Source organism: Arcobacter sp. F155, from assembly GCF_004116455.1.
In the GTDB taxonomy this organism is placed as follows: domain Bacteria; phylum Campylobacterota; class Campylobacteria; order Campylobacterales; family Arcobacteraceae; genus Halarcobacter.
Genome location: NZ_PDJU01000001.1, coordinates 406,978 through 428,656, shown reverse-complemented (window position 1 = coordinate 428,656; position 21,679 = coordinate 406,978). Strand labels below are relative to the sequence as shown.

The following is a 21,679-nucleotide window of genomic DNA, read 5'->3' as shown; positions in this document are numbered from 1 at the left end:
AGTTAAAATGTTAAAACACACACTAAAAATAGCCCTAGCTACTTCATTACTAACTTTAGCAGTAAATGCGAGTGAGTTAAACTTAAGAGGTGATGGTGTAGAAGTTAAGTATGATGAAAAAACATACAATATAAAAAGAATACATGATGAAGAGTGTAGACAAATAAATGGAGCTGATCCTAAAAATATTTGGTCAGGAGACTATGCAAAAGAAGGATTATCTTCAAAATGCGTTAAGAAGTTTGTTACTACTGTTGGAAAAATCACTCCTATGAAAATAACAGACAAAATACAAACTATTGGAGAAATAGAAGTTATTAACTTCATAAAAGAGTCTCAAGAAAGAGATGATATGCTATTAATTGATGCAAGGCTTCCTGATTGGTTCTTACAAATGAGTATACCAACTGCTGAAAATATTCCATTTACTTACTTTAATAAAGACAAATACCCTGATGATTTCTATGATGTTCTTGATATGATTGGAGTTAAAGAAGTATCAAAAGGAAAATATGATTTCACACAGGCTAAAGAGTTAGTTCTATTTTGTAATGGAGTATGGTGTCCACAATCAACTTTCGCTATTGAAAACCTTATAAAAATTGGTTATCCAGAAGAAAAAATCTCTTGGTATAGAGGTGGAATGTATTCTTGGAAAATGTTAAATCTAACAACAACTTCAGAATAGTAAATCATTAATTTGATTTACTATTTAAAAATCTCTTTAAAATCATTGACAATAGTTTCATCTACCCTATTCTCTTTTGCCATTTGCTCTAAGATATCAAAAGCTTCTTTTCTAGTATAAGCTTTTCTATATGGTTTATTACTTGTTAATGCAGTATATATATTAACTAAAGCTAGACTTCTATCTTTTAGACTTAAATCCTTTGCTTCTAAGCTAAAAGGATATCCATTTGCATCAATTTGTTCTTGTACCTTATAAGCGTATGAACAGATATCATTAAAACCAATAATATTTGATAAGACTTTTTTTATATAGTATGGATAAGCTTTTATTTCTTCATATTCATTATCATCTAAAGAGTTTTGCTTATTTAGTATTTTTTCGTCAATATAAAGTTTTCCAATATTACATAAAGAAGCTGCAATCATAAATGTCTGTTTATCTTTGTGTTCAAAGTTATAGAATTCAGCAACTCTAGATGCATTTTCTATGATATTTAGATTTTCATTAGTAAATAGTGTAAAGATAGAAGTAATCTCTAAAAGCTCTTCAAAATCTAAAACTATAGTTTTGTCTTGTAGTGTAGAAAAAATAAAAGTAAGTAACTCATTTTCATTTTGTAAATCAAGCCAAAAGCTTTGAGTTTGAGCAAACTCTTCGAAACACTCAACTAAATCACTTGAAAAAAGTATATTCTCTTTATCTTTTATATAAGCTAGTATTTTAGTTCTATTTTCTACAGAGTTTTTACTTAAATCAAATTTTGTATCTATATGGTTTGCAAAGTAGATAAACTGTGAGAATAATGGAATATCATACTCTTTTAGATTAAAAGGTCCACTTCCATCAAAACTTTCATACTGATACTTTAAAACATCTTTTTGCTCTTTAAAATCAAAAGGAAGTTTCATCGCGTATTCATTTGCCAAGTTACAAAACTTTTCTTTATCCTCTTTTGCTTGTGATAAAGCTATATTATGCATCAAAGAATAAGCACAAATATCAAATAAAGCATCTTGTTTATAGTTAAACTCTAAGGCAAACTTTAAACTTAAATAGGCAACTCTTTTAGAGTGGTTTTTACTTGTATTAAAATATCTTGATTCTACTTCATCAAATGCATTTGATAATGACAATAAAAAATTATTTAGATTGAAATTCATTTGTCTTTTTTTATCCATAAATATTCCTAAAAATTTGTTGATTATATTACAATATTAATGCTAATTATACCTTAGATTTACTAAAATACTTCATGAAGAAATATAAGAAAAACAAATAAGGATAAAGATGAAAAAGATTATTTCAAGTATCGTTGCTTTAGGCTTAAGTACATCAGTTTTTGCATTTGATTATAAGCTAGAACCAAAAAAAATCAATGATAATACATGGTGTTTTTTAGGAAAGCTTGAAGCACCTTCAAAACACAATGGTGGATTTATGTCAAATCACTGTTTTGTAAGTACTGGCAAAAGCTACCTTTTAGTAGATGCAGGAGCTACTTATGAATTAGCAAAACAAGCATATGAAAAAATGAGTGAGATAAAAAAACTTCCAGTTAAAACAGTTTTTTTAACACATGAACATGATGACCACTGGTTAGGTGCTTCATTTTATAAAGAGAAGTTTGATGCAAAAATAATTGGTTCTTCAAGTATAAATAAAAACTATAAGGAAGGCTCTAAAACAAGAATGTTTAAAATGCTTCCTAAAGATGCTATTAAAAATACAAAAATAGTAAGAGTAGAACATGAGATTAAAGAAGCAACTTCTATTAAAGTTGATGATATGGAAGTTCAAATTATTCCTGTAGGGAAAAAAGCTCATACTAGTGATGACTTATTTGTATATATCCCTTCAAATAAAACACTATTTTCTAGTGATTTAGTTATGAATGGAAGAATTACTTCTAATAGAAATGGCTCAGTTATTGGTCAACTTAAAGCTGTTGAAATGATGGAAAAAATGGATTATAAAAACCTAATTCCTGGGCACGGTCATGATACAAGTAAAAATGCCATAAATGAAACAAAACAATACTTTACACTATTAAAACAAAGAGTTTTAGAAGCTGTTGAGGAAGAAATTGGTTCAGCTGAGGTAACAAAACATATTAAAATGGAAGAGTTTAAAGATAAAGCTTTATATGAAGAGTTAAACTCTAGAAATGTATTTGATGCATACAATGAACTAGAGTTTTATGAAGAGGAGTAATTATTCCTCTTCAAACATCTCTACAGTAGCTTCTGTAGCAGTATCTGTCATATCTAAATCAATATGAGCTGCACCTTCTACTTTTACTAGTTTTACATTTAAGCCTTTATTTTTAGCTATTTCATAAAAACTTGTAGTAACTTCTGGTTTTGAAATTTTATCTTCAGTTCCATAAATAAATAAGATTTTAGTATCTTTATTTATATTATCTAATACATCAACCATTGAGATTAAATCTTTTTCATCACTTACTTTATGAATATCATATCTTCCACCAGCTAAAGCAATATTTTGAATTAAATCAGGCTTTGTACCAATTAAAGTTGCACCCATCATTGCCCCTGCACTATGACCGATAAAGTTAACTTTTTGCGCATTGTACTTCTGTTTTAAAGAAGAAACTAATTCTCCTAAAAATTCAACATACTCTTTTTTAGCTGCTAAATTTTTAACTTCTTTACTTGCTAATGGTTTTAAGTTGTTTGTTGATGAATCTGAATACCCAGGAAGAGCAACTGCAATAGTTGTTAAATCTGTTATCATATTCATAGTTTCTGCAAAAGGAGCATATCTACCAAGAGTATTTGTTCCTAAATCCCAAGTTCCATGAACAATTACAGTAATAACTTCATTGTCTTCAGATTCAAAGGCTTTATACTCAATACACTCATTTCCTGCGTAAATAAAGCTTCCCTCTTTTGATTCACACTGCTCTTTACTAACATTAGCTGCATAAACAGTTGTAGCTAAAGCTAATGATAAAAATCCTGTCGTAAAAATCTTCTTTAACATTGTAAACTCCTTTTATGAAATTAGTAAGCTATAACTCCAATATAGCCATCAACTTGTCTCTCTATTAATTCTACTATTCCTGCTTGAACAAAACTTGCATCATCAATAAAATCATCTTCTGTCCACTTCATAGTTTCCATAGTGTTTTTACAAACTATAAACTCTACATCATACTCAACTAAAGACTTGATTCTTTTAAGAGTAGCTGCATCATAATCTGTTTTTAAAGCTCTTACCCCATTTCCATAGGCAATAACAACTACTTTTAGTGATTCTGCTGGGTACTCTTTTAAAATGTTATAAATCGTACTAAGATTATGATTTACTTTTTCCAAGTCAGAATCATAAAGTTGAATAGCTACTTTTCTTGGCTCATCAAATGTAGGATGTGGCTCACTAAACTCTGATTTTGCAAATAAAAATAGTGCTGATGCAAACATTAAAATAAAAATTCTTTTCATTATATATCCTTTATATTAACTCTACAGAGTCATCTTTTTTTATAACTCCATTATTTATAATAGTACAATAAATACCCCTGCAATCCTTTACGATTTCTGGTAACTTTTTACCAAATACTGCTAAATGATTACAAATGGTACAGTTTTCAGTTATTTGTATAACTGCTTCACCTATTTTAAACTTAGTTCCTACACTATAATCATGTGGATTAAAATCAAATAAAATATTTTCACCTAAAGAGCCAGCTTGGATATTAATTCCCTCTTTTGAAGAGATATCGTAACTGTATTGCCCTACTATCATTACTGTTTTTTCTAAGTCTTTTCCAGCAAACTTATCTTCTTCTATTCCAAACCCCTCTATTAGTTTTAAACTATCAACCTTTGGTCTAGGAAGTCCACTATCACCCTTTTTAGCACTAAAAGTACCTATTACTTTACCAATAATCATAAATTATAGATTCTCTTTTAAAATTTGTAAATAATCACTTTTAATCCAAGCTCCAGGATAAGTATTTAATAACTCTCCACCTGAAGTTAATACAAAAAATGTAGGAGTCATCCCTTTAAAATGCTTTTTTAAACCAAAAGGTAAGTTTACATAATCAACATTAACTTTTAAGAAAATATAATCTTCTGCCATGATATCTTTAACATCTTGCTGATTTAATACATCTTTTTCCATTTTTTTACAGAAGTAACAAGTTTTAGAAGTAGCATAAACAATAATATGTTTTCCTTCTGTTTGCGCTTCTTTTAAAATCTCTTTTTCATCATAGTTTGAAGTTAGAATCTTATTTGCTTTTGGCATATTCTTAAGTCTATCTTCTTTGTATCCCATAAAATATTGAGCTAAAAGTTCAGCTTCTTCATCTGTTATTTTTATTGGCTCTTTCTTTTTATAATACTTTAAAGCAGTCTGATCGCAAATACTATTATTTCTATCTGGTTTTTCTAAATAGTTTTTTAAATACTCTTCAATCTCAATTGACCTCATATCTTCATCATTTGGGTCACCAATTTTTCTACTACTATCCATCATTGCCCAAGCAAGCATATTCTCTGTTGGAGTTTCTAGTTTTAATAATTGATTATTTCTCTCATAAAAGTTCTCTTTTAGTTTTTTAAATGAGATATACCCTTTATGACATTGAGCACATTTTTGTTCAAAAAGTTTTTTACCCTCTTGAAAGTCTGCAAATAAATTTGTAGATATAAAACAGGCAAATAGAACTATAAACGCCTTTTTAATCATCTTTTGTCCTTCTTTTGATTTATAAAATACTTTCTTAAATACTTTATAAATCAAAAACATAAAGAAAGATTTCTTTATGTTTTATCATTCTGAAACTATTAAATAATTCCAGGGTTTCCTTTGATTCCAACAATATCTGGAGTATCAATTTTAAGGTTTGCAATATGCTTAACATTTTGTAAGTAAGTCTCTACAGTTTCCCATACTGGTTCACCTGGAGCTTTAGAACCAACAGTAGACCAACCTGCAACTTTATAAGACTTGTTAGCTTCAAGTTTATGTCCATTTTTAGTAAGTGTAATGTCAGAAATTCTTTCACCCATTTTTGCAGTTGGATTAATTCTATAAGAAATACCACCTGTTCTAACCATATCTCCACCTTGTTGGTAGAATGGATCTTCGTTAAATAAGTTATCTGCTACATCTTCTAAAATAAGCTTAATATCTTTACCAGAGATATCTCTAGCATAAGTTTCTGGATAAGTCATTGCTGTTTGAGTCATTAAATCATCAAAAGTAATATCTTGTCCTGGAATTACAGATGTTCCCCATCTAAATCCTGGAGATAAAGAGATATCAGCACCTTTTACATCCATTAAAGCATCACAAATAATTTGGTCCCAAGAACCATTGAAGTTACCTCTTCTAAACAGTGTTTGTTCAGTAGTTGCAATTACTCTATTTAAATCTTTTTTATAAGGAGCTCTTACATCTTCAATATATTTTTTCATTTGCTTATCTTCATCAATTAAATCAGAGAAGATTGGAAGAAGTGTAAATTTGAAGTCTTTGATTTTTCCATTTTGAATGTCTAAATCAAGTACATTTAGGAATTTACCATTTGAACCAGCATTACAAACATAAGTAACACCATCTTCATTTTTAACAGGATATGCTTCTGGAACACCATCGTGAGTGTGTCCACCCATAATAAAGTCAATACCAGTAACAACTTCTGCCATTTTTTTGTCAGTATCATAACCATTGTGAGAAAGAACAATAACTGCATCTGGTTTTTCACTTTCTCTTACTTCATCTACTAGCTCTTGCATTCCTTCGTCATTAATTGAGAATGACCAATCAGGAATAAATCTTTGAGGATTTGCAATAGTAGTATAAGGGAAAGCTTGACCAATAACTGCTACTCTTGCATTACCCATTTTTTTAATAGTATATGGTTTAAATGCATGACCTGTATCTTCGTCATAAGCTTGCATTGCAATTTCAGTTTCATTGAATAATGCATCTTCTTTTACTTTAACGTTTTGTGCTAAGAACTCAGCATTTAACTCTTTTACGTTATCTAAAACTTCTTGAGCTTTATAAGTAAACTCCCAGTGACCAACAGCAACATCTACACCAAGTAAATTCATAGCACCAACCATATCTTTACCTCTAGTGTAAAGAGCAGTTGCACTACCTTGCCATGTATCTCCACCATCCATTAATAAAGTTTTATCTTCACCAAAACTTTTTCTTAGATAATCAACAACAGTTTTAATTTGAGCAAAACCACCAGTTCTACCCATAACTTTTGCATGTTTTTCAAAATCTACACAAGAGTATGCATAAGTTAATCTTTTATTATCTTTGATTCCATAATAATCTAAAAGTCTGTCTCCAACAATATGAGGAGGCTTACCATAGTTTCCATGGAAACCTAAGTTAACACTTGGCTCTCTAAAATATACAGGAAGTAACTGTGCATGAGAGTCAGTCATATGCATAAATCTTGCATTACCAAATGGCTTTAACTTATAATAGTCTTCCATTTTGTTTGTATTTGTCATTCTTGTATGAGAGTTAGCAAATACAGGAGCAGCACCAAGTACTGCCATCATATAAACAAACTCTCTTCTACTTAATTTACTCATTTATAAATCCTCTTTTAATTTTTGACAAGGTCTTAAACTATTTTCCACTTCCAACTACAGTGAAACCTAATGAAGTCCATGCTTGCATTCCACCTCTGTAGTATTTGATTTTTTCAGCAGGATATCCCATGCTTAAAAGTGAATATTTTGCTCTTTTAACCATTGCTGGTGTTTGTCCACACCAATAACCATTACAATATAAAACAATTGTTTTAGCGTTTGAAAAATCTAATTTACCATTATTGTCAACAACACCCATTTCATCTTCCATCCACTCAATAGCAGTATCTTTTTCGTTAAAATTTGTAAATGGAACATTAATTGAACCTGGAATTCTTAGTTTTGCATTCCATCCTGGCTTTCTTGAATCAATAATTGCAATAGACTTATCATTTTGAGCTTTCTTCATGTATTCAATAAACTCTAATTCACCTACTGTTTCTACACCTTTTGCAATAACCATAGGTTGAGGCGCACCTCTATTTGTTGTATTATAAAGTTCTGAAATAATATTTCCAGCATTTTGGTTTCTCATTAAAGTAAACTTTTCGCCATTTAAATTCATTTCAATTGATTTAACACCCTTTGAAATAGGAACAAATTTTGAGTTCCCTTCAGCCATTGCTGATGTTGAACATACTGCAAAAATAGCAGAAGTTGCTAATAGTTTTTTTAAAATTGTCATCTCTTCTCCTAGCCTTTTTTTAATCTTAAAGAAAAAAAGCCAAGGTGTTATCCTTGACTTTTTAAATTGTGTCTAATTATTTAATTAATTAGTATTTGAAACCATCACCTGGAACAGCCAGTCTCCAAGTAGATTTAGCTTCGTGTGCTTGACTTAAAGCTGCAATACCAAATTTACAAGCTCTTGTTGCTGCAAACTCTATTGGTAAAACAGTTTTTGATTTTTTACCTTTAAAAGTTTTAGGATTAACTTCTTTAGCCCCAGATTTAATACCTTCTTCTACAGCGATAATTAAATCAGAGTTATTAACACTTAATCTTCTAAATTCTAATTTGTTTGCTTTAGCTGCTTCGTTATAAACTTTTGCCGTAGCTAAAACTTGCTCAATACCATTTTTCTCAACGCTACAAAGAGCTTTCTCATCAACTTTTGCCGCACTTTGAGGAGTTGGTGCATTCCCTGTACAAGCTGTAAAAACTAAAGCTGTAGTTGCTGCAATTGATAAATTTAATAATAATTTTCTCATAACCATCTCCTACTTATTTTCTAATATCTGGACCATCAATTTTAAGTCCATTACTCATATAAGACATAAAGAATAAAAGTTCTCTCATCTCTTTATCTTCAGCTTTTGGTGGAACTTGACCTTGGTCTTTTACACATCCACTCATTCTTCTTTCTAAAGTACCTAAACCATCATTGTTAGGGCTTTTAGCTCCCCATTTTAATCTATAAACTGGGAAATGAGTAGTTTGTCCTAATAATTGAGATAAAGACTCATTTCTAACTCTTAGTGCTGCACCTTGTACGTGACACTCAGCACAGTTAAGTTTTAAATAACCTTTTTGGCTATAGTAATACTCTTTTCCTCTTTCATAAGCAGCAGCTGCATCAGCACTTTCAATCTTAGTATTTACAACTTTCTCTTCTTCTTTAGCAGAAGAAACAAAGAATGCTTGAACGTGAGCCATGTTTCCTTTTTTAGTATTCCATTTCTTTTCACCATTATCAGTTCTACACTCATTAATAGCTACAGTTAATGTCATAACTTCTTTTCTTTCCTCATCAAAGTAAGGATATTTTGAACCTGCTTCTACTGGGTCTGGGAAACATGTTGCAAGTGAATTTCCATTTGCAAATTTCTTCTCATATAAAGCTTCACCATTTTCGATAAACTCTTCATATGGAGGGAATTCATTGATTTCTTCATATGACACTTTTCCATTTTTAGAGAAAGCATAATTTCCAATAGCAAAATCTTCATGCTTAAGTCCACTAATAATGTTGTTTTTTAACTCATCATCAGTAGAATAAGGGAAAAAAGTACCTCTATTTTTCTCTGGGTTTTCAAACTTTGCTTCAAAATAATCAATTAAAGCAAGTCTATCTTTTTCAGCTTGTGCATTAAAGTCTGCAGCATTTAAAGTACATACAGTAAGAGCAGCTAATGCAGTCGTTTTAGCAATTTTTAATAACATACATATCTCCTTATAAGATTAATCACTCAAAAGAGTGATTAATTATTTAATTTTCTTTGAATCTTCTCTTGTGTTACCTTTTAGGTCAACCCAAGTAAACACTAATTTATCACCTTTTTTAGCTCCAACTGCATCTGCATTGAATTTAAATTTCATATAAGGGTTTTTTGATAAGAATTGACTTGTTGATACTTCATAAACAATTTTATCGTTAACTTTTGCTACTACATATGTAATGAAGTTAGCTTCTTTTTTTGCTCTCTCTGCTTCTTGGTAACTTAGGTTTGCGTGGTTAGCAAGAGCTTTAACAGTTACTACACCTTTTTTTAATTTAGCTTTGATTCTAGTTTTTTTAGCCATTATAAATTCCTTTTATATATCTTTTTATTTTTTAAAATTTTATTTCTTTATAAAGTTAGTTGAACTAAATCAACCACCACAACCACCAATTGTTACTTTAACTTCTTTAGCATCAGAATATAATTTTCCATTCTCTTCAACGATTGCTGTTACGTTACCAGTTTTAGCCATTTTGATTCTTACAGAATAGTCAATGATTCCACCTTCTGGTACTGTAAATACAGCAACTAAAGTTTCTGGGTTAGCATCTTGTAGAATTGCTACTTTTGAACCAGCTAATTTAGATGAAACTGTTACAGGAATAACTGCACCATTTTCAGCGATATCTGGAGCTTTTAATTTAACTTTACCTTTAGTCATTTTAGTAGTTCCAAAGATTTCTTGGATTGCTGCATCTACTTTAGTTGCAGTCCAAGCCTTTGGCTTATCTTTTCTAAAATCAATAGCACTTAACGTAGAAGGAGCCATTGATACTGCTAATGCACCTAAACCTAAACCTAAAAAATTTCTTCTATTTATCATCATCTATCCTTTTATAATTATTTAATTGTTTTTAAATAAGCTACTACAGCTTTGATTTGATCATCACTTAACCAACCAGCTTTACCAAATGCTGGCATTGATGTATTTGTAATACCTTTAGCTTCATAAATATTGTAAACAATATCATAAAGTGTATCTTCTGGCCAATACTGTAAACCACTTAATTCTGGTCCCATACTTCCTGGTCCATCAATAGCTTTTCCATTTACAGCATGACATGCTAAACAATTACCTAAATTTTTAGTATTAAAAACTTTCTCACCTTTTTTTACTAGTTCTGCATCTGCAAAAGAACTAGAAAAAGATAATCCACAAATAGCCGAAGCTACAAGTAACTTTTTGATTAATTTCATTGCTTTCTCCTTTATTTACTAGAGTTAATCATATAATCAACTACTTCCTTAAACTCTTCATCTGAAATATCCATTGCTCCACCTTTAGGAGGCATTGCATTTATACCATTTATTGCATTAGCATAAACTACATCCATTCCTTTAGCAGCAATAGCAGACCAAGCCTCTTTATCACCTAACACTGGAGCACCTATTGCTTCATTTGCGTGACAAGCAGCACAATATGTTTCATATGTACTTGCAGCTTTTGAGTTTGCAGCTGAATCTGAGCTTTGAACCTTCCATGATCTTTCTGTAGAAGCTGGAGGATTAAAGTCATTTAACTCGTTCTTAATTCTAAGAACAGGCACTTCACCCTTAACACAATCTGTCATACATCTTTCACCCGTACCATAATTTTTAGGGTTACTTAAGTATGCTTTCATGTTTCTTACACCTTGCTTAGGATCTTCAGGTGTATCAACTTTTGGATAGAATCCATCTTCATTTGGCATCTTGATTTTTAAGAATTTTTCTCTGTCAAGAACATACTCTTCATCTAGCTCTTCACCATCAATTTCAACACCATTTTCCATTAGTAAATATCCAACTAAAGCATATGTTTCACTATTTGATAATGATTTTGGATGAGGGAAAGGCATAGCATCTTGAATATACCAGAAAAGTGTACTTGCATATGGCCAATATGTTCCAATTACTTTTGTTGGAGGTTCCATTCCAGGCTCTTTATCTGCTGGATTTAATAACTGATTAGTTAATGTTTCTGTAGAAGCACTACCTGCTGATAATGCAGGGTAACCTTTTCCACCAATTCCAAACTCTCCATGACACATAGCACATTGTGAATCATAAAGTTCGTTACCCCACTCTACAGAACCTTCTGCTTTTTTAGGGTTTCCATCTTCATCTAAAACAACTTTTCCATGTTTCATATCATATTTTGGTAGTCCAGTACCATCTGGCATTGCATCTTTATCCCAAGCTGCAATTTCAGTAGGAGTAGCTTCTCTACCAAAGTTAAACTTTTTAATACCTTGAGTATTTACATGGTATTGTGTGTATTTACCATCTTTTACTTCATATTTTACTGCACCGTCAACTGCTCTTTCAAGGTCTCCGCTTGAAGTACAACCTGAGATTAATAAACCTACTGTTACAACGCTTGCAGCTAATAAAGATTTCTTAAGCATTGTGTTTTCTAATGTGAACATTATTAACCTCCCCATTTGCTTTAACTTCCCAAGTTACAATTGCATTTCTGTGATAAACAGATTCAACACCAACTGCTGAAGTTTCTTGATCAATTGTTGGTTGAACGTTACCTGTATCATCTACAGCTCTACTAGAAAGTAATAAAGGTTTACCTTCCCATTTCATAATATAAGAGAATCTAGTCCATGATTTTGGTAATACTAAGCCTTTAAGGTTAGCTTCTACCCAATTGTCTCCACCATCAAAAGAGATATCAACATTTTTGATTGTACCGTGCCCTGACCAAGCAAGACCTTCGATTTCAATCATGTCACCTTTTTTAAGATTTGTCCAAGGTTTTTCTGGACATGGAGATGTAATCACAGAGTTAACTTCATTCGGCCAGAAATATCTGATTGCCTTACCATTCTTTTGAAGCATAGTATATTTAGAAGTTTCTTCTTTTGCATGCCATGGTTTGTCAGAGAACTCTAATCTTTTTAACCATTTAGTATTTAAGTTTCCTTCCCAACCTGGAACAAGAAGTCTTAAAGGATAACCTTGTTCAGGTCTAAGAGCTTCACCATTTTGAGCCCAAACTAACATAGCATCGTCTAAAGCTTTTTCAACAGGAATAGTTCTTGGATTTCCAGCATTATCACTACCTTCTGCTAGCATCCATACTGCATCATCTTCAAGACCGATATCTTCAAGTACAGTTTTAAGCATTACTCCTGTCCATTCAGCAGAACTCATCATACCCTTCATAAATTGAAGATTATTAAATTGAGGTCCTCTCCATCCAGTTGAACCATTTGCAGGACACTCAATGAAGTGAATTCTACTTTCACTTGGATATTTTTTTAATTCATCTAAAGTTAAAACAACTTCTTTTTTAACTTTTCCATGAATCATAAGTCTAAATTTCTCAGGGTCAACATGAGCTGTACCACCGTGATTTCTAGTAAAGAATAGACCATTTGGAGTTATAATACCTTGTAACTCATGAATAGGACACATTGAAACAGAAGCATACATATCACCTGAAGATAAAAGGTCTGTTGTTCTTCTAATAACGTTGTGTTCATAAGGTGAAGGTACTCCATATAAGTTTTTAGTAACCATATCACCAAGCTTTGTTCCCCATTCAGCTTCATTTACAATAGCTGTATCATCAGCTTTAAGCTTTACGGGAGACAAAACATTCGCCGCAGCTATTGCACCAGCTGAATAAACTGCAGTTTTTCTAAAAAAATCTCTTCTGCTTAGTTTCTTTTCAGAAACTTTTTCAAGTGATTTTTCAGAATTTTTACTTGACTTCGTCATCGTTCCTCCTTGAAAATTAGCTACACACATATAATAACATAAAATTAAGCACAAATGACAATTAATATTATTTTAAGTCAATTTCTTCTTATAATAAGTAAATTAACTTTTTCTTATATGTAACATAACGCCCAATTATATAAGTAAATGTTATATAACTATGGTAAATTATTGCCATATTTTTGACGTAAGTCAATTATTTTTTGAATAAATTTATAATTTTATGTGATTTCGTAACAAGTTTGTATTATTTGCTATACTTATGCTACTTAAACCTTACAAAAATACTCAATAATTTACTAAAAGTTACTTTTTTATCTACTATATGATACTATTCTTCTTTAAAAATATGGAGATAAATATGAGAAATTTTATTAATTATGACGAGTCTTTAAGCATCCTATCTAGTATAGATTTTAAAGGTAGAACTAAGGAAAAGCTTTTTTTAACGAATTCTATCGGAAGAACGCTAGCTACGGACATTATAGCGAATGAGCATTCACCAAAATACAAAACTTCAGGTATGGATGGTTATGCGATTATTGCAAATGACCAAAACCTAAAAAAATTAACTATTATAGATAAAAATCCAGCTGGAGAAGTAGTAGAATCTTCTGTGACATCTGGAGTATGTATTAAGACATTTACTGGCTCACTTATGCCTGAAGGAAGTGATACTTTAATACCGATTGAAAACGTGACAGTAGAAGGTAATGAAATTATTATTAATAAGGAAGTACCTTTTAAATTTGCAGTTAGAGATATTGGAGAGAATTATAAGAAAGATGAAGTCCTTATTAAAAAAGGAACAAAAATCGGTTTTGCTGAAATTGGTGTTTTAGCATCATTAAATATATCACAAGTAGAAGTATATGCTAAACCTATAGTTGCAATTGCAAGTACAGGAAGTGAAATTCTTGATTTAGGAGAAGAACAAACTAATGATGCACAAATAAGAAGTTCAAATCATCTTACTGTAGAAGCCTTAGCTAAAACAGCAGGAGCTCAAACAATTCAAATGGGTGTTGTAAAAGATGATATGGATTCAATTACAGAATTACTAGAGTCTGCTTTAGAAAAAGCTGATATTGTTGTAACTACTGGTGGAGTATCTGTTGGTGATTATGATTTTGTTCAAGATGTAGTAAAAGAGAAGCTTGGAGCAGAAGTATTATTTCATGGTGTTAAAATTAAACCTGGTATGCATATTTTAGTTGCAAAGAAAGATAAGAAGTTAGTTATCTCTTTACCTGGTTTTGCTTACTCTTCTACTGTATGTGCTATTTTATATCTTTTACCTATGATATATAAGTTTGAGAACTCTCAAAAAGAGCTTCCTATTGTAAAAGCAGAAATAACTCAAGACTTCCCACATAAAATGCCAAAAACTATATTTACTGCTTGTAATGTATTTTATGAAGATGAGAAGTATAAAATTAACTTTGATGGTAAAAAACAAGGTACAAGTGCTATTTTGACAAATATGCTAGGTTCTCCTGCTCTTTTAATCCAAAAAGAAGATGGAAAAGATTTAAAACAAGGTAACACTGTAGATATATTATTATTAAATGAGTTAAACTAAATGATAAGCACACAACGGGTCTATATCTTATTAGCACTGTGTGTGCTTTTTTGGTCTGGTAACTTTATTGTAGGAAGATATGTAAATGAATCAATAGAAGCTATTGAATTATCTTTTTTTAGATGGTTCTTTACATTAATCTTTTTACTACCTTCTTTATTCTTTATAAATATACAAAGAATTAAACAAGCTATAAAAGAAAATTTCAAAATACTTATAGTACTTTCTTTTTTAGGTATTACTTTATTTAATACTATTGTTTATCTTGCATTAAATACTACAACAGCAACTAATGCACTTCTTATAAACTCGATTACACCTATTTTAATACTTATATTGTCTTACTTTATATTAAAAGCAAAGATTACAAAGCTTCAAACAACAGGAATTATACTTTCTACAGTTGGGGTTATATTTTTAGTATTAAAAGGTGATTTTTCTAATCTATTATATATTGTATTACAAGAAGGTGATTTATTGATATTAATTAGTTCATTAACTTGGGCTACTTATTCTGTACTTTTAAAGTTTAAGCCAAAAGGGTTAACACACTTAGAACTTTTTGTAACTTTAGTATTTATAGGATTTATTCTTATTCTTCCTTTTTATTTTTATCAAGGATATACTATTGAAAGAGAAGTTACGTTATTGAAAGAGCAATGGCACATCTTTTTATATGTATCAATTTTTCCATCAATTTTATCTTTTTATTTTTGGCATATTGGAGTTGATACGATAAGTGCTTCAAAAACTGGACAGTTTGCACATCTTATGCCAATATTTGGTTCTATCTTAGCTTTTATCTTTTTAGGAGAGAAGTTAGCTACATATCATATAGCAGGTGCAGTTATGATTGCTCTTGGTATTTATCTAAGTCTATTTTTAAAAACAAATAGAATTAAGTCACCAAATGAATAAAAACCTTTTTTATCTATTAATACTTTTATCCATGATATTTTGGGGTTCATCATGGATAAATACTAAAGTTTTAACACTTTATGTAAACCAATATGAAATTGTATTTTTAAGAGTATTTCTTTCTGGGGTATTTATGCTTCCCCTACTTCTATTTTTGAAAGTAAATTTTAGAATTGATTTTAAAACAATTATTTTAGTACTTTTAGCTTCTTCTGTAATGATATTTTATTCTATCTCTTTATTTTTTGGAGTAAACTATGGAACAGCAGGATTAGGTGGAGCATTAGTAACTACACTAATTCCAATAAATACTTTTGTAATCCTAGCACTGCTTCATAAGAAAACTATCTCTGTAAAACACTCATTTGCTCTTATCTTAGGAGCATTTGGTGTTTTAACTATGCTAAATATTTGGTACTTTGATTTAAACCAAATATTCTCACAACATAATATATACTTTCTTATAGCATCTGTTCTTTGGCCTATACTTACAATTATAACAGCAAGAGCTACTAATACAACTCCACTAATCTTTAACTTCTATATATATGTATGTTGTAGTGTTATTAGTGCCTTTGCAGTTGATTTTAATCATTTAGCTAGAGTTGTGGAGTATGATTATATCTTCTGGATAAATATCCTATGTCTTACAGCTTTAAGTAGTGCCTTTGCTACAACTACATATTTTATTGGTTCTGAAAAATTAGGAGTAAATAAAGTAAGCTCTTTTGTGTTTTTAGTTCCAAGTTCAGCTTTAGCATTAAGTGCTATTTTCTTAGATGAAAAAATAGATTTTAATACCCTACTTGGAACTGTTTGTGCAGTAGTTGCTATTTATATATTAAATGATATAAAACTAAGAAGATTATTCACCCAATAGTTTTTGGGTGTCTATCTTCTTTTTAGCTTTTACACCTAGTTCAATAAACTCTTCACTTCGTCTTAAAAGATTTCCTCTTCCTAAACTTAGCTTTTTCATAGCTTCATCATATGATTTTTGAGTTCTACCTAAGTGAGTACCAATATTTTCAATATCAGTTACAAAACTTGCAAACTTGTCATAAAGGTCAGCTGCTTTTTTAGAGATAAGAAGAGCATTTTCATTTTGGTGTTCATATCTCCAAATATTCTCTATAGTTCTAAGTGTCGCAAATAAAGTTGAAGGTGATACAAGTATAATATTGTTTTCAAATGCTGTTTTAAATAGGTTGTTATCCTTTGAAGCTGCAAGCATAAATGCTCCTTCAATAGGAATAAATAGAATAACAAAATCTAAAGTCTTTACTTCATCTATATTTTCATAACTTTTTGCACCAAGACCTTTGATATGAGCATAAAGTGATTTTATAAGCTCTTTTGTTGCATTTTCTCTTTGCTCATCAGTTTCAGACTCTGTATAGTTTACATATGAAGTTAATGAAACCTTTGAATCAATAACAATATCTTTGTTTTGAGGAAGATGAACAATAACGTCTGGTCTTAGTCTTTTTCCATTTTCATCTGTGTATGAGCCTTGAGTTGAGTACTCAATACCTTCTCTAAGACCTGTTTGCTCTAAAATCTTAGATAAAATAAGCTCTCCCCAGTCACCTTGAGTTTTGTTTTCACCTTTAAGGGCTTTTGTAAGATTTAAAGCATCTTGTGAGATTTGATTGTTTAGCTCTTTTAGGTTTTTAATCTCAGAAAGAAGATTTACTCTTTGTTTTGTCTCTTCGTTATGAATATCATTTACTCTTTTTCCAAAACTATTTAACTGATCTTTAAAAGGAGTAAGAAGTTGATTTAAGTTGCTTGAAGATTTTTTATTGTTTTCTTCAAAAAGTTTATTTGCTAAGTTTTCAAACTCTACTTTTAATCTATCTTTTGAAGTTTCTAAAAGCTCTATTTTTTCTTTTAGATTTTCTTCTTTGATTTTAAACTCATTTTCGTACTGTTCTTTTTTGTCTTCAATTAAATCCTCTAAAGCTTCAATCTTAGTTTCGTAAGATTTTCTTTCAAGAGTAACTTTTTCTTGGAAACTTCTTTCTTGATTTTTAACTGATTCTTCAAGGTTTTTGATATTATCTTTTAAACTTACAATAATATTTTCATAAGAACCTTTTACTAACTCTAACTCCCTAGTAGCAAGGTTTATTTTCTGTTTTGAAATAAACCACACTACTAAAGAAGCTATTAGTAAACCTGCTACAAAAGTCGAACTTGCGATTAAGATTAGATTTTCCATACTACTTATTAAATACGCTATCTTTTAAAGCTTCTTCGCTATTTTCATGTACATCATAACCTAACTCTTTAAATCTCTCCACTAATGGTGGATGAGAATAGTAAAAGAAGATATATAATGGATGAGAAAGTGGAAATGATTTGTTTTCATTTGCTAATTTTAATAAAGCACTTACTAAATCTTTCTTACTTTGTAAGTTTGAACCAAACTCATCTGCTGCATACTCATTGTGTCTACTGATTAAAGAGATTAAAGGCATTAAGAAGAAAGATAAAATAGGAGAGAATATTAAAAACAGAGCAATAATCGCATATGGCTCGTTGTTAATAGACAGTCCTAAAAACATCTCTTCACTTAAGTTTCCAAAGATAGCAAAGAATACAAACATAACAACACCCATGATACCAATGTTTTTTAAAATATCACCATTTTTAAAATGTCCTAATTCGTGTCCTAAAACTGCCAATAGTTCATCATGGCTTAGCTTCTCAACTAAAGTATCAAATAGTACAACTCTTTTTGTACTTCCTAATCCTCCAAAATATGCATTTAGTCTGTTGTCTCTTTTACTAGCATCTACAGAAAATACACCTGAACTTTTGAAACCTACTTGGTCTAAAAGATTTTCAATCTTTGCTTCTAACTCTTTATCTTTTAAAGACTCAAACTTATCAAACATCTTATCTCTAATAACTGGATAAAGCATATTTATAAGAATAATAACAGCAAAAATAAATGCAAATCCCCAAATCCACCAAGTCTCAAAAGTACTAATAATCCAAGAAATACCTGCAATAACAGCTGAACCAAATACTAAGAATAAAACTCCTGTTTTGATAGTATCTTTTATAAATAGTGCTGGTGTCATGTTTGAGAAACCATATTTTTTATCTAGTTTAAAAGTTGAATATAAATCAAAAGGTAAGCCTAAAGCCCAATTGATAATGATAAATAAGTCAACAAAAATAATCGCTTTTAGCCAGTAAGAGTCTGTAGTAATAACTGAATCTAAAGTAGAAAGACCAAAGCCAATCCAAAAAATAAATAGAATAAAACTATAAAAAGAAGAAACAATAGCTAACTTCTCTTTTTCTATTGAATAGTTTGCAGCCTCAACGTACTTTGCATTGTCTAAAATAATTGGTTCTAATGATTTAGCTTTCTTTACATACCCTATTTGCATAAATGAAGTATAGATTGTAAAGAAGAAGTATAGACAATAACCTATAACAAAAATCTCTAACACTAAAATATCCTTTATAAGTAAAATTTATTTTCAAAGGAGATATTTTATCCTTTTTGTGCTTGAGATTTATTAAGGGAAACTTTTAAACTATTTAAATGATGAGAAAAGTTCTAAAGTCTCTTTTGGTATTTTTGTTGGTTTGTAGTTTTTTAGGTATGCAAGTTTTACTTTAGCTGTAAATAAAAGCTCCTCACCTCTAAATATCTCATGGAAAATTTCTAAAGAAGCACTCTTTTGAGAAACTACCTTTGATGTTACTTCTAACTCGTCTGCAAAAGTTGCGGATTTGATATAGTCTGCTTCTACTTTTTTTACTACAAAAAATTCATCGCCATTGTGTGGAGATAATCCTCTTTCAAAAAAGATATTGCTTCTTGCTCTTTCACAAAACTTTAAATAATTTGCATAGTAAACTACACCACCAATGTCTGTGTCTTCATAATAGACTCTTATTTTCATACAATAACCTTATATTTATACAGTGATTAATTTCATATTAAATTATGCAACATTTATATAAGTTATAAATAAAAAAAGCCCAGTCAAATGACTGAGCTTAAATAACTAAACAAGTAAAAACTTACTTTTATTAACATTCAATTCCTGTATACATATCAAAATCCTTAATTATCTTATTAAATCTAAATAGATTTACTTAGTGCCGCGATAATCTATATTAAATTAATTATAGCACAATACTTTTAACTATTTATTAATTATGTATTATAAAAAGTCAATCTTTATTAAAAGTAATTACAAAAAGTAACCCAGGTAACTGCCACCCATTTATATTAATTGAAAAATTATCATCTTCATTAACAATATCAACTTGCTTTGTCTCTGAAGGTATTAATGTTTCTTGTGTATATACATTATTTACTTTTAAATTATCTGGTAAATTGAATGTATAGTTTGAACAATAAGTAGCATCTGTAACAACTAAGGCTATAGAATCATCTTTTGGTTCAACTCTTTGAGTAAAAACTTTTATTTTAGTAAATTCATTTTCTAAAGGAATTTTACAATTAAAATAAAAATGATATATTCTACTTTCTTTGTTATAAGCATTATCAAACTTTCCATTTTCTAACTTATATGTTTTAATATTATCTTTATTTATTGAATGTAAATCTTGTCCTTCAACCTGTATATTTAAAATGAAATTATCTAACATTTTTTCTAAATCTGATTCGTCTATTTTAATACTATATCTAAACTGAAAATTATAAAAATCATTTTCTTTATCTTTCTTCTTAATCTGTATTAGTTTATGAATTCTAAAATTTTGAGTACGACTAATTACAATATATTTATTATCACTAGTATAATTAGATAAAATCCAATTTTCATTAACTATAGATTTATGTGGAATTGTTAAGATATTATCTAATTTTTTTATTGAATTAAATAGTGACTCTTGATTACTAACAATATCAACTCCATGAATTGCTTCAGTAATTTCATCTTTTAATGTTATTAGTTCTTTTTTATCTAATCTTTTTATGTAAGATTTATGTGCCATGAAGTTTGAAATAGAATTCAAAATATAGTTTCTAACCATCTTAATAGTAAAAAGTAAACTAAAAAATAGTCCTACATCTATACCAATTAGTAGATTCTTAATATCAGAGACTAGTAGTCCAAAAATGATTTGATGTGACTCTGAATATTTATTTAATTCTCCAATAATGAAAAGTATAATTAATGCAGCTAATATTGTAACAACTGTCTTCAATGTATGTTTCCTTTTAAACTTTGATATTCTAAAATAATATATTATAGAATATTATTTTATAGAGAATTCTTTAAAACTATATTTAAAATCAAAATATGTTAAAATTACAGATTAAATAAATATATTTTCAAGGAGACATGTGCCTATTTTTGCTTTACAATCCTTAGCTGGTGGATTTCTAGATGAGGATTTAGAACATTTTAACAAACATTTTGATGACTGGTGTATTCAGTTTGAAACATACGAAGAGGCTAAAGATATAGTTGAAACTTTAGAAAATGATGAAGCTATAGATATAGTTGAAATTACACCACTTACATACCCAAAATACTTTTTTAATAACCTACAAGGAATCATCCACGCAACAAGACAAATAGAAGATGATATTATCTGCGTAGTTGAGCCTACTATGGGTGCTAGTTTTAGAATTGCAATCTGTAATCTAAAAACAAAAAACGTAAGACTTACAAAAACTCGATATAAAAACATACCAAGTATTGAAGCTGCTTTTGTTAACTTTAACGATTAGTATCTACCTCTTCTAAAAGTTTTGGCATAACCTGCCCTATTTCATGAAACCTATAATCAAGACTTTTTACAACTATGTTGTACAAGTCATGGTTTCTATACTTTTCATGCCACTTTGTTTCTTTATCTTCATACAAATTAAAATACTCAAACCTTAATTTATATGCTTCTTTTTCTAATTTTTCTTTCATTTATGTAAATCTTTTTTTAAATTATATATTTTCCA

25 protein-coding genes are annotated in these 21,679 nt (G+C 29.7%); 6 read left to right on the top strand and 19 right to left on the bottom strand.

What is annotated here, in order from left to right; all coding sequences use genetic code 11:
* The first annotated feature begins 7 nt into the window (after window positions 1-7).
* The gene (locus CRV03_RS02160) at window positions 8-688 is read left to right on the top strand and encodes a rhodanese-like domain-containing protein (protein WP_129083497.1); all 681 of its coding nucleotides are present in this window, start codon (window positions 8-10) and stop codon (window positions 686-688) included.
* A gap of 20 nt (window positions 689-708) precedes the next feature.
* Here CRV03_RS02160 and CRV03_RS02155 read toward each other — a convergent pair whose 3' ends face one another.
* Window positions 709-1,869: an HD-GYP domain-containing protein gene (locus CRV03_RS02155; RefSeq protein ID WP_129083496.1), complete on the bottom strand. Its 1,161-nt coding sequence runs from the start codon at window positions 1,867-1,869 to the stop codon at window positions 709-711.
* 109 nt (window positions 1,870-1,978) lie between these two features.
* Between CRV03_RS02155 and CRV03_RS02150 the strand changes: the two genes are divergently transcribed.
* Window positions 1,979-2,902: an MBL fold metallo-hydrolase gene (locus CRV03_RS02150; protein ID WP_129083495.1), complete on the top strand. Its 924-nt coding sequence runs from the start codon at window positions 1,979-1,981 to the stop codon at window positions 2,900-2,902.
* Here the strand turns inward: CRV03_RS02150 and CRV03_RS02145 are convergent, their stop codons facing one another.
* The 13 genes from CRV03_RS02145 to soxC form a co-directional block, all read right to left on the bottom strand.
* Window positions 2,903-3,694: an alpha/beta hydrolase gene (locus CRV03_RS02145; protein WP_129083494.1), complete on the bottom strand. Its 792-nt coding sequence runs from the start codon at window positions 3,692-3,694 to the stop codon at window positions 2,903-2,905.
* Between the two features lie 20 nt (window positions 3,695-3,714).
* Window positions 3,715-4,155 (bottom strand): DsrE family protein, encoded by a 441-nt coding sequence (locus CRV03_RS02140; RefSeq protein ID WP_258238978.1) that lies wholly within the window; start codon window positions 4,153-4,155, stop codon window positions 3,715-3,717.
* 10 nt (window positions 4,156-4,165) lie between these two features.
* Complete coding sequence (locus tag CRV03_RS02135; RefSeq protein ID WP_129083492.1) at window positions 4,166-4,606, bottom strand: MOSC domain-containing protein; 441 nt, start codon at window positions 4,604-4,606, stop codon at window positions 4,166-4,168.
* 3 nt (window positions 4,607-4,609) lie between these two features.
* Window positions 4,610-5,410 carry a thioredoxin family protein gene (locus tag CRV03_RS02130; RefSeq protein ID WP_129083491.1) on the bottom strand — a complete coding sequence of 267 codons (801 nt, stop codon included), beginning with the start codon at window positions 5,408-5,410 and terminating at the stop codon, window positions 4,610-4,612.
* A 98-nt stretch (window positions 5,411-5,508) separates the two neighbouring features.
* Window positions 5,509-7,284, bottom strand: a complete 1,776-nt coding sequence (gene soxB / locus CRV03_RS02125; protein ID WP_129083490.1) for a thiosulfohydrolase SoxB — start codon at window positions 7,282-7,284, stop codon at window positions 5,509-5,511.
* A 37-nt stretch (window positions 7,285-7,321) separates the two neighbouring features.
* Window positions 7,322-7,969 carry a rhodanese-like domain-containing protein gene (locus CRV03_RS02120; protein ID WP_129083489.1) on the bottom strand — a complete coding sequence of 216 codons (648 nt, stop codon included), beginning with the start codon at window positions 7,967-7,969 and terminating at the stop codon, window positions 7,322-7,324.
* An 88-nt stretch (window positions 7,970-8,057) separates the two neighbouring features.
* Window positions 8,058-8,495: a hypothetical protein gene (locus CRV03_RS02115; RefSeq protein WP_129083488.1), complete on the bottom strand. Its 438-nt coding sequence runs from the start codon at window positions 8,493-8,495 to the stop codon at window positions 8,058-8,060.
* Window positions 8,496-8,508: 13 nt separating this feature from the next.
* Window positions 8,509-9,447: a sulfur oxidation c-type cytochrome SoxA gene (gene soxA, locus CRV03_RS02110; protein ID WP_129083487.1), complete on the bottom strand. Its 939-nt coding sequence runs from the start codon at window positions 9,445-9,447 to the stop codon at window positions 8,509-8,511.
* A 42-nt stretch (window positions 9,448-9,489) separates the two neighbouring features.
* The gene (gene soxZ, locus CRV03_RS02105) at window positions 9,490-9,807 is read right to left on the bottom strand and encodes a thiosulfate oxidation carrier complex protein SoxZ (RefSeq protein ID WP_129083486.1); all 318 of its coding nucleotides are present in this window, start codon (window positions 9,805-9,807) and stop codon (window positions 9,490-9,492) included.
* Between the two features lie 69 nt (window positions 9,808-9,876).
* On the bottom strand, window positions 9,877-10,329 hold the full coding sequence (soxY, locus tag CRV03_RS02100; RefSeq protein WP_129083485.1) for a thiosulfate oxidation carrier protein SoxY: 453 nt from the start codon (window positions 10,327-10,329) through the stop codon (window positions 9,877-9,879).
* Between the two features lie 17 nt (window positions 10,330-10,346).
* Window positions 10,347-10,703, bottom strand: a complete 357-nt coding sequence (gene soxX / locus CRV03_RS02095) for a sulfur oxidation c-type cytochrome SoxX (protein ID WP_129083484.1) — start codon at window positions 10,701-10,703, stop codon at window positions 10,347-10,349.
* An 11-nt stretch (window positions 10,704-10,714) separates the two neighbouring features.
* Window positions 10,715-11,914: a c-type cytochrome gene (locus CRV03_RS02090; protein ID WP_129083483.1), complete on the bottom strand. Its 1,200-nt coding sequence runs from the start codon at window positions 11,912-11,914 to the stop codon at window positions 10,715-10,717.
* Complete coding sequence (soxC, locus tag CRV03_RS02085) at window positions 11,886-13,220, bottom strand: sulfite dehydrogenase (protein WP_129083482.1); 1,335 nt, start codon at window positions 13,218-13,220, stop codon at window positions 11,886-11,888. The genes CRV03_RS02090 and soxC overlap by 29 nt, the downstream gene beginning before the upstream one ends.
* A gap of 361 nt (window positions 13,221-13,581) precedes the next feature.
* Here soxC and CRV03_RS02080 point away from each other — a divergent pair, with 361 nt between their 5' ends.
* The 3 genes from CRV03_RS02080 to CRV03_RS02070 are packed head-to-tail and all read left to right on the top strand — an operon-like array spanning window position 13,582 to window position 16,600.
* Entirely contained in the window at window positions 13,582-14,802 is a 1,221-nt protein-coding gene (locus CRV03_RS02080) for a molybdopterin molybdotransferase MoeA (RefSeq protein ID WP_129083481.1), read from the top strand.
* Window positions 14,803-15,720, top strand: coding sequence for a DMT family transporter (locus tag CRV03_RS02075; RefSeq protein WP_129083480.1), 918 nt, complete (start codon window positions 14,803-14,805; stop codon window positions 15,718-15,720).
* A complete protein-coding gene (locus CRV03_RS02070; RefSeq protein ID WP_129083479.1) occupies window positions 15,713-16,600 on the top strand; it encodes a DMT family transporter in 888 nt (295 codons plus the stop codon). Before CRV03_RS02075 ends, CRV03_RS02070 begins: the two co-directional genes overlap by 8 nt.
* Here the strand turns inward: CRV03_RS02070 and rmuC are convergent.
* From rmuC to CRV03_RS02050, 4 genes are all read right to left on the bottom strand, one after another.
* Window positions 16,586-17,944, bottom strand: a complete 1,359-nt coding sequence (gene rmuC, locus CRV03_RS02065) for a DNA recombination protein RmuC (RefSeq protein WP_129083478.1) — start codon at window positions 17,942-17,944, stop codon at window positions 16,586-16,588. The two genes, CRV03_RS02070 and rmuC, sit on opposite strands and share 15 nt — an antisense overlap.
* A gap of 1 nt (window position 17,945) precedes the next feature.
* On the bottom strand, window positions 17,946-19,190 hold the full coding sequence (locus CRV03_RS02060; protein WP_129083477.1) for a M48 family metallopeptidase: 1,245 nt from the start codon (window positions 19,188-19,190) through the stop codon (window positions 17,946-17,948).
* 87 nt (window positions 19,191-19,277) lie between these two features.
* Window positions 19,278-19,649 (bottom strand): YbgC/FadM family acyl-CoA thioesterase, encoded by a 372-nt coding sequence (locus tag CRV03_RS02055; RefSeq protein WP_129083476.1) that lies wholly within the window; start codon window positions 19,647-19,649, stop codon window positions 19,278-19,280.
* A 274-nt stretch (window positions 19,650-19,923) separates the two neighbouring features.
* Entirely contained in the window at window positions 19,924-20,925 is a 1,002-nt protein-coding gene (locus CRV03_RS02050; RefSeq protein ID WP_129083475.1) for a hypothetical protein, read from the bottom strand.
* Window positions 20,926-21,064: 139 nt separating this feature from the next.
* On the opposite strand from CRV03_RS02050, the gene CRV03_RS02045 reads away from it, so the two are divergent.
* The gene (locus CRV03_RS02045; RefSeq protein WP_129083474.1) at window positions 21,065-21,454 is read left to right on the top strand and encodes a hypothetical protein; all 390 of its coding nucleotides are present in this window, start codon (window positions 21,065-21,067) and stop codon (window positions 21,452-21,454) included.
* Here CRV03_RS02045 and CRV03_RS02040 read toward each other — a convergent pair.
* Window positions 21,444-21,644 (bottom strand): hypothetical protein, encoded by a 201-nt coding sequence (locus tag CRV03_RS02040; protein ID WP_129083473.1) that lies wholly within the window; start codon window positions 21,642-21,644, stop codon window positions 21,444-21,446. The genes CRV03_RS02045 and CRV03_RS02040 overlap by 11 nt on opposite strands.
* Window positions 21,645-21,679 lie beyond the last annotated feature (35 nt).

What these genes read in the sequence shown, in the direction of transcription:
- soxB (WP_129083490.1), bottom strand. Translation starts at nt 7,284, where the DNA reads ATGAGTAAATTAAGTAGAAGAGAGTTTGTTTATATGATGGCAGTACTT.
- CRV03_RS02055 (WP_129083476.1), bottom strand. Translation starts at nt 19,649, where the DNA reads ATGAAAATAAGAGTCTATTATGAAGACACAGACATTGGTGGTGTAGTT.
- CRV03_RS02160 (WP_129083497.1), top strand. Translation starts at nt 8, where the DNA reads ATGTTAAAACACACACTAAAAATAGCCCTAGCTACTTCATTACTAACT.
- CRV03_RS02075 (WP_129083480.1), top strand. Translation starts at nt 14,803, where the DNA reads ATGATAAGCACACAACGGGTCTATATCTTATTAGCACTGTGTGTGCTT.
- soxY (WP_129083485.1), bottom strand. Translation starts at nt 10,329, where the DNA reads ATGATAAATAGAAGAAATTTTTTAGGTTTAGGTTTAGGTGCATTAGCA.
- CRV03_RS02155 (WP_129083496.1), bottom strand. Translation starts at nt 1,869, where the DNA reads ATGGATAAAAAAAGACAAATGAATTTCAATCTAAATAATTTTTTATTG.
- CRV03_RS02090 (WP_129083483.1), bottom strand. Translation starts at nt 11,914, where the DNA reads ATGTTCACATTAGAAAACACAATGCTTAAGAAATCTTTATTAGCTGCA.
- soxC (WP_129083482.1), bottom strand. Translation starts at nt 13,220, where the DNA reads ATGACGAAGTCAAGTAAAAATTCTGAAAAATCACTTGAAAAAGTTTCT.
- CRV03_RS02145 (WP_129083494.1), bottom strand. Translation starts at nt 3,694, where the DNA reads ATGTTAAAGAAGATTTTTACGACAGGATTTTTATCATTAGCTTTAGCT.
- soxA (WP_129083487.1), bottom strand. Translation starts at nt 9,447, where the DNA reads ATGTTATTAAAAATTGCTAAAACGACTGCATTAGCTGCTCTTACTGTA.
- soxZ (WP_129083486.1), bottom strand. Translation starts at nt 9,807, where the DNA reads ATGGCTAAAAAAACTAGAATCAAAGCTAAATTAAAAAAAGGTGTAGTA.
- rmuC (WP_129083478.1), bottom strand. Translation starts at nt 17,944, where the DNA reads ATGGAAAATCTAATCTTAATCGCAAGTTCGACTTTTGTAGCAGGTTTA.
- CRV03_RS02150 (WP_129083495.1), top strand. Translation starts at nt 1,979, where the DNA reads ATGAAAAAGATTATTTCAAGTATCGTTGCTTTAGGCTTAAGTACATCA.
- CRV03_RS02070 (WP_129083479.1), top strand. Translation starts at nt 15,713, where the DNA reads ATGAATAAAAACCTTTTTTATCTATTAATACTTTTATCCATGATATTT.
- soxX (WP_129083484.1), bottom strand. Translation starts at nt 10,703, where the DNA reads ATGAAATTAATCAAAAAGTTACTTGTAGCTTCGGCTATTTGTGGATTA.
- CRV03_RS02120 (WP_129083489.1), bottom strand. Translation starts at nt 7,969, where the DNA reads ATGACAATTTTAAAAAAACTATTAGCAACTTCTGCTATTTTTGCAGTA.
- CRV03_RS02115 (WP_129083488.1), bottom strand. Translation starts at nt 8,495, where the DNA reads ATGAGAAAATTATTATTAAATTTATCAATTGCAGCAACTACAGCTTTA.
- CRV03_RS02135 (WP_129083492.1), bottom strand. Translation starts at nt 4,606, where the DNA reads ATGATTATTGGTAAAGTAATAGGTACTTTTAGTGCTAAAAAGGGTGAT.
- CRV03_RS02040 (WP_129083473.1), bottom strand. Translation starts at nt 21,644, where the DNA reads ATGAAAGAAAAATTAGAAAAAGAAGCATATAAATTAAGGTTTGAGTAT.
- CRV03_RS02130 (WP_129083491.1), bottom strand. Translation starts at nt 5,410, where the DNA reads ATGATTAAAAAGGCGTTTATAGTTCTATTTGCCTGTTTTATATCTACA.
- CRV03_RS02140 (WP_258238978.1), bottom strand. Translation starts at nt 4,155, where the DNA reads ATGAAAAGAATTTTTATTTTAATGTTTGCATCAGCACTATTTTTATTT.
- CRV03_RS02080 (WP_129083481.1), top strand. Translation starts at nt 13,582, where the DNA reads ATGAGAAATTTTATTAATTATGACGAGTCTTTAAGCATCCTATCTAGT.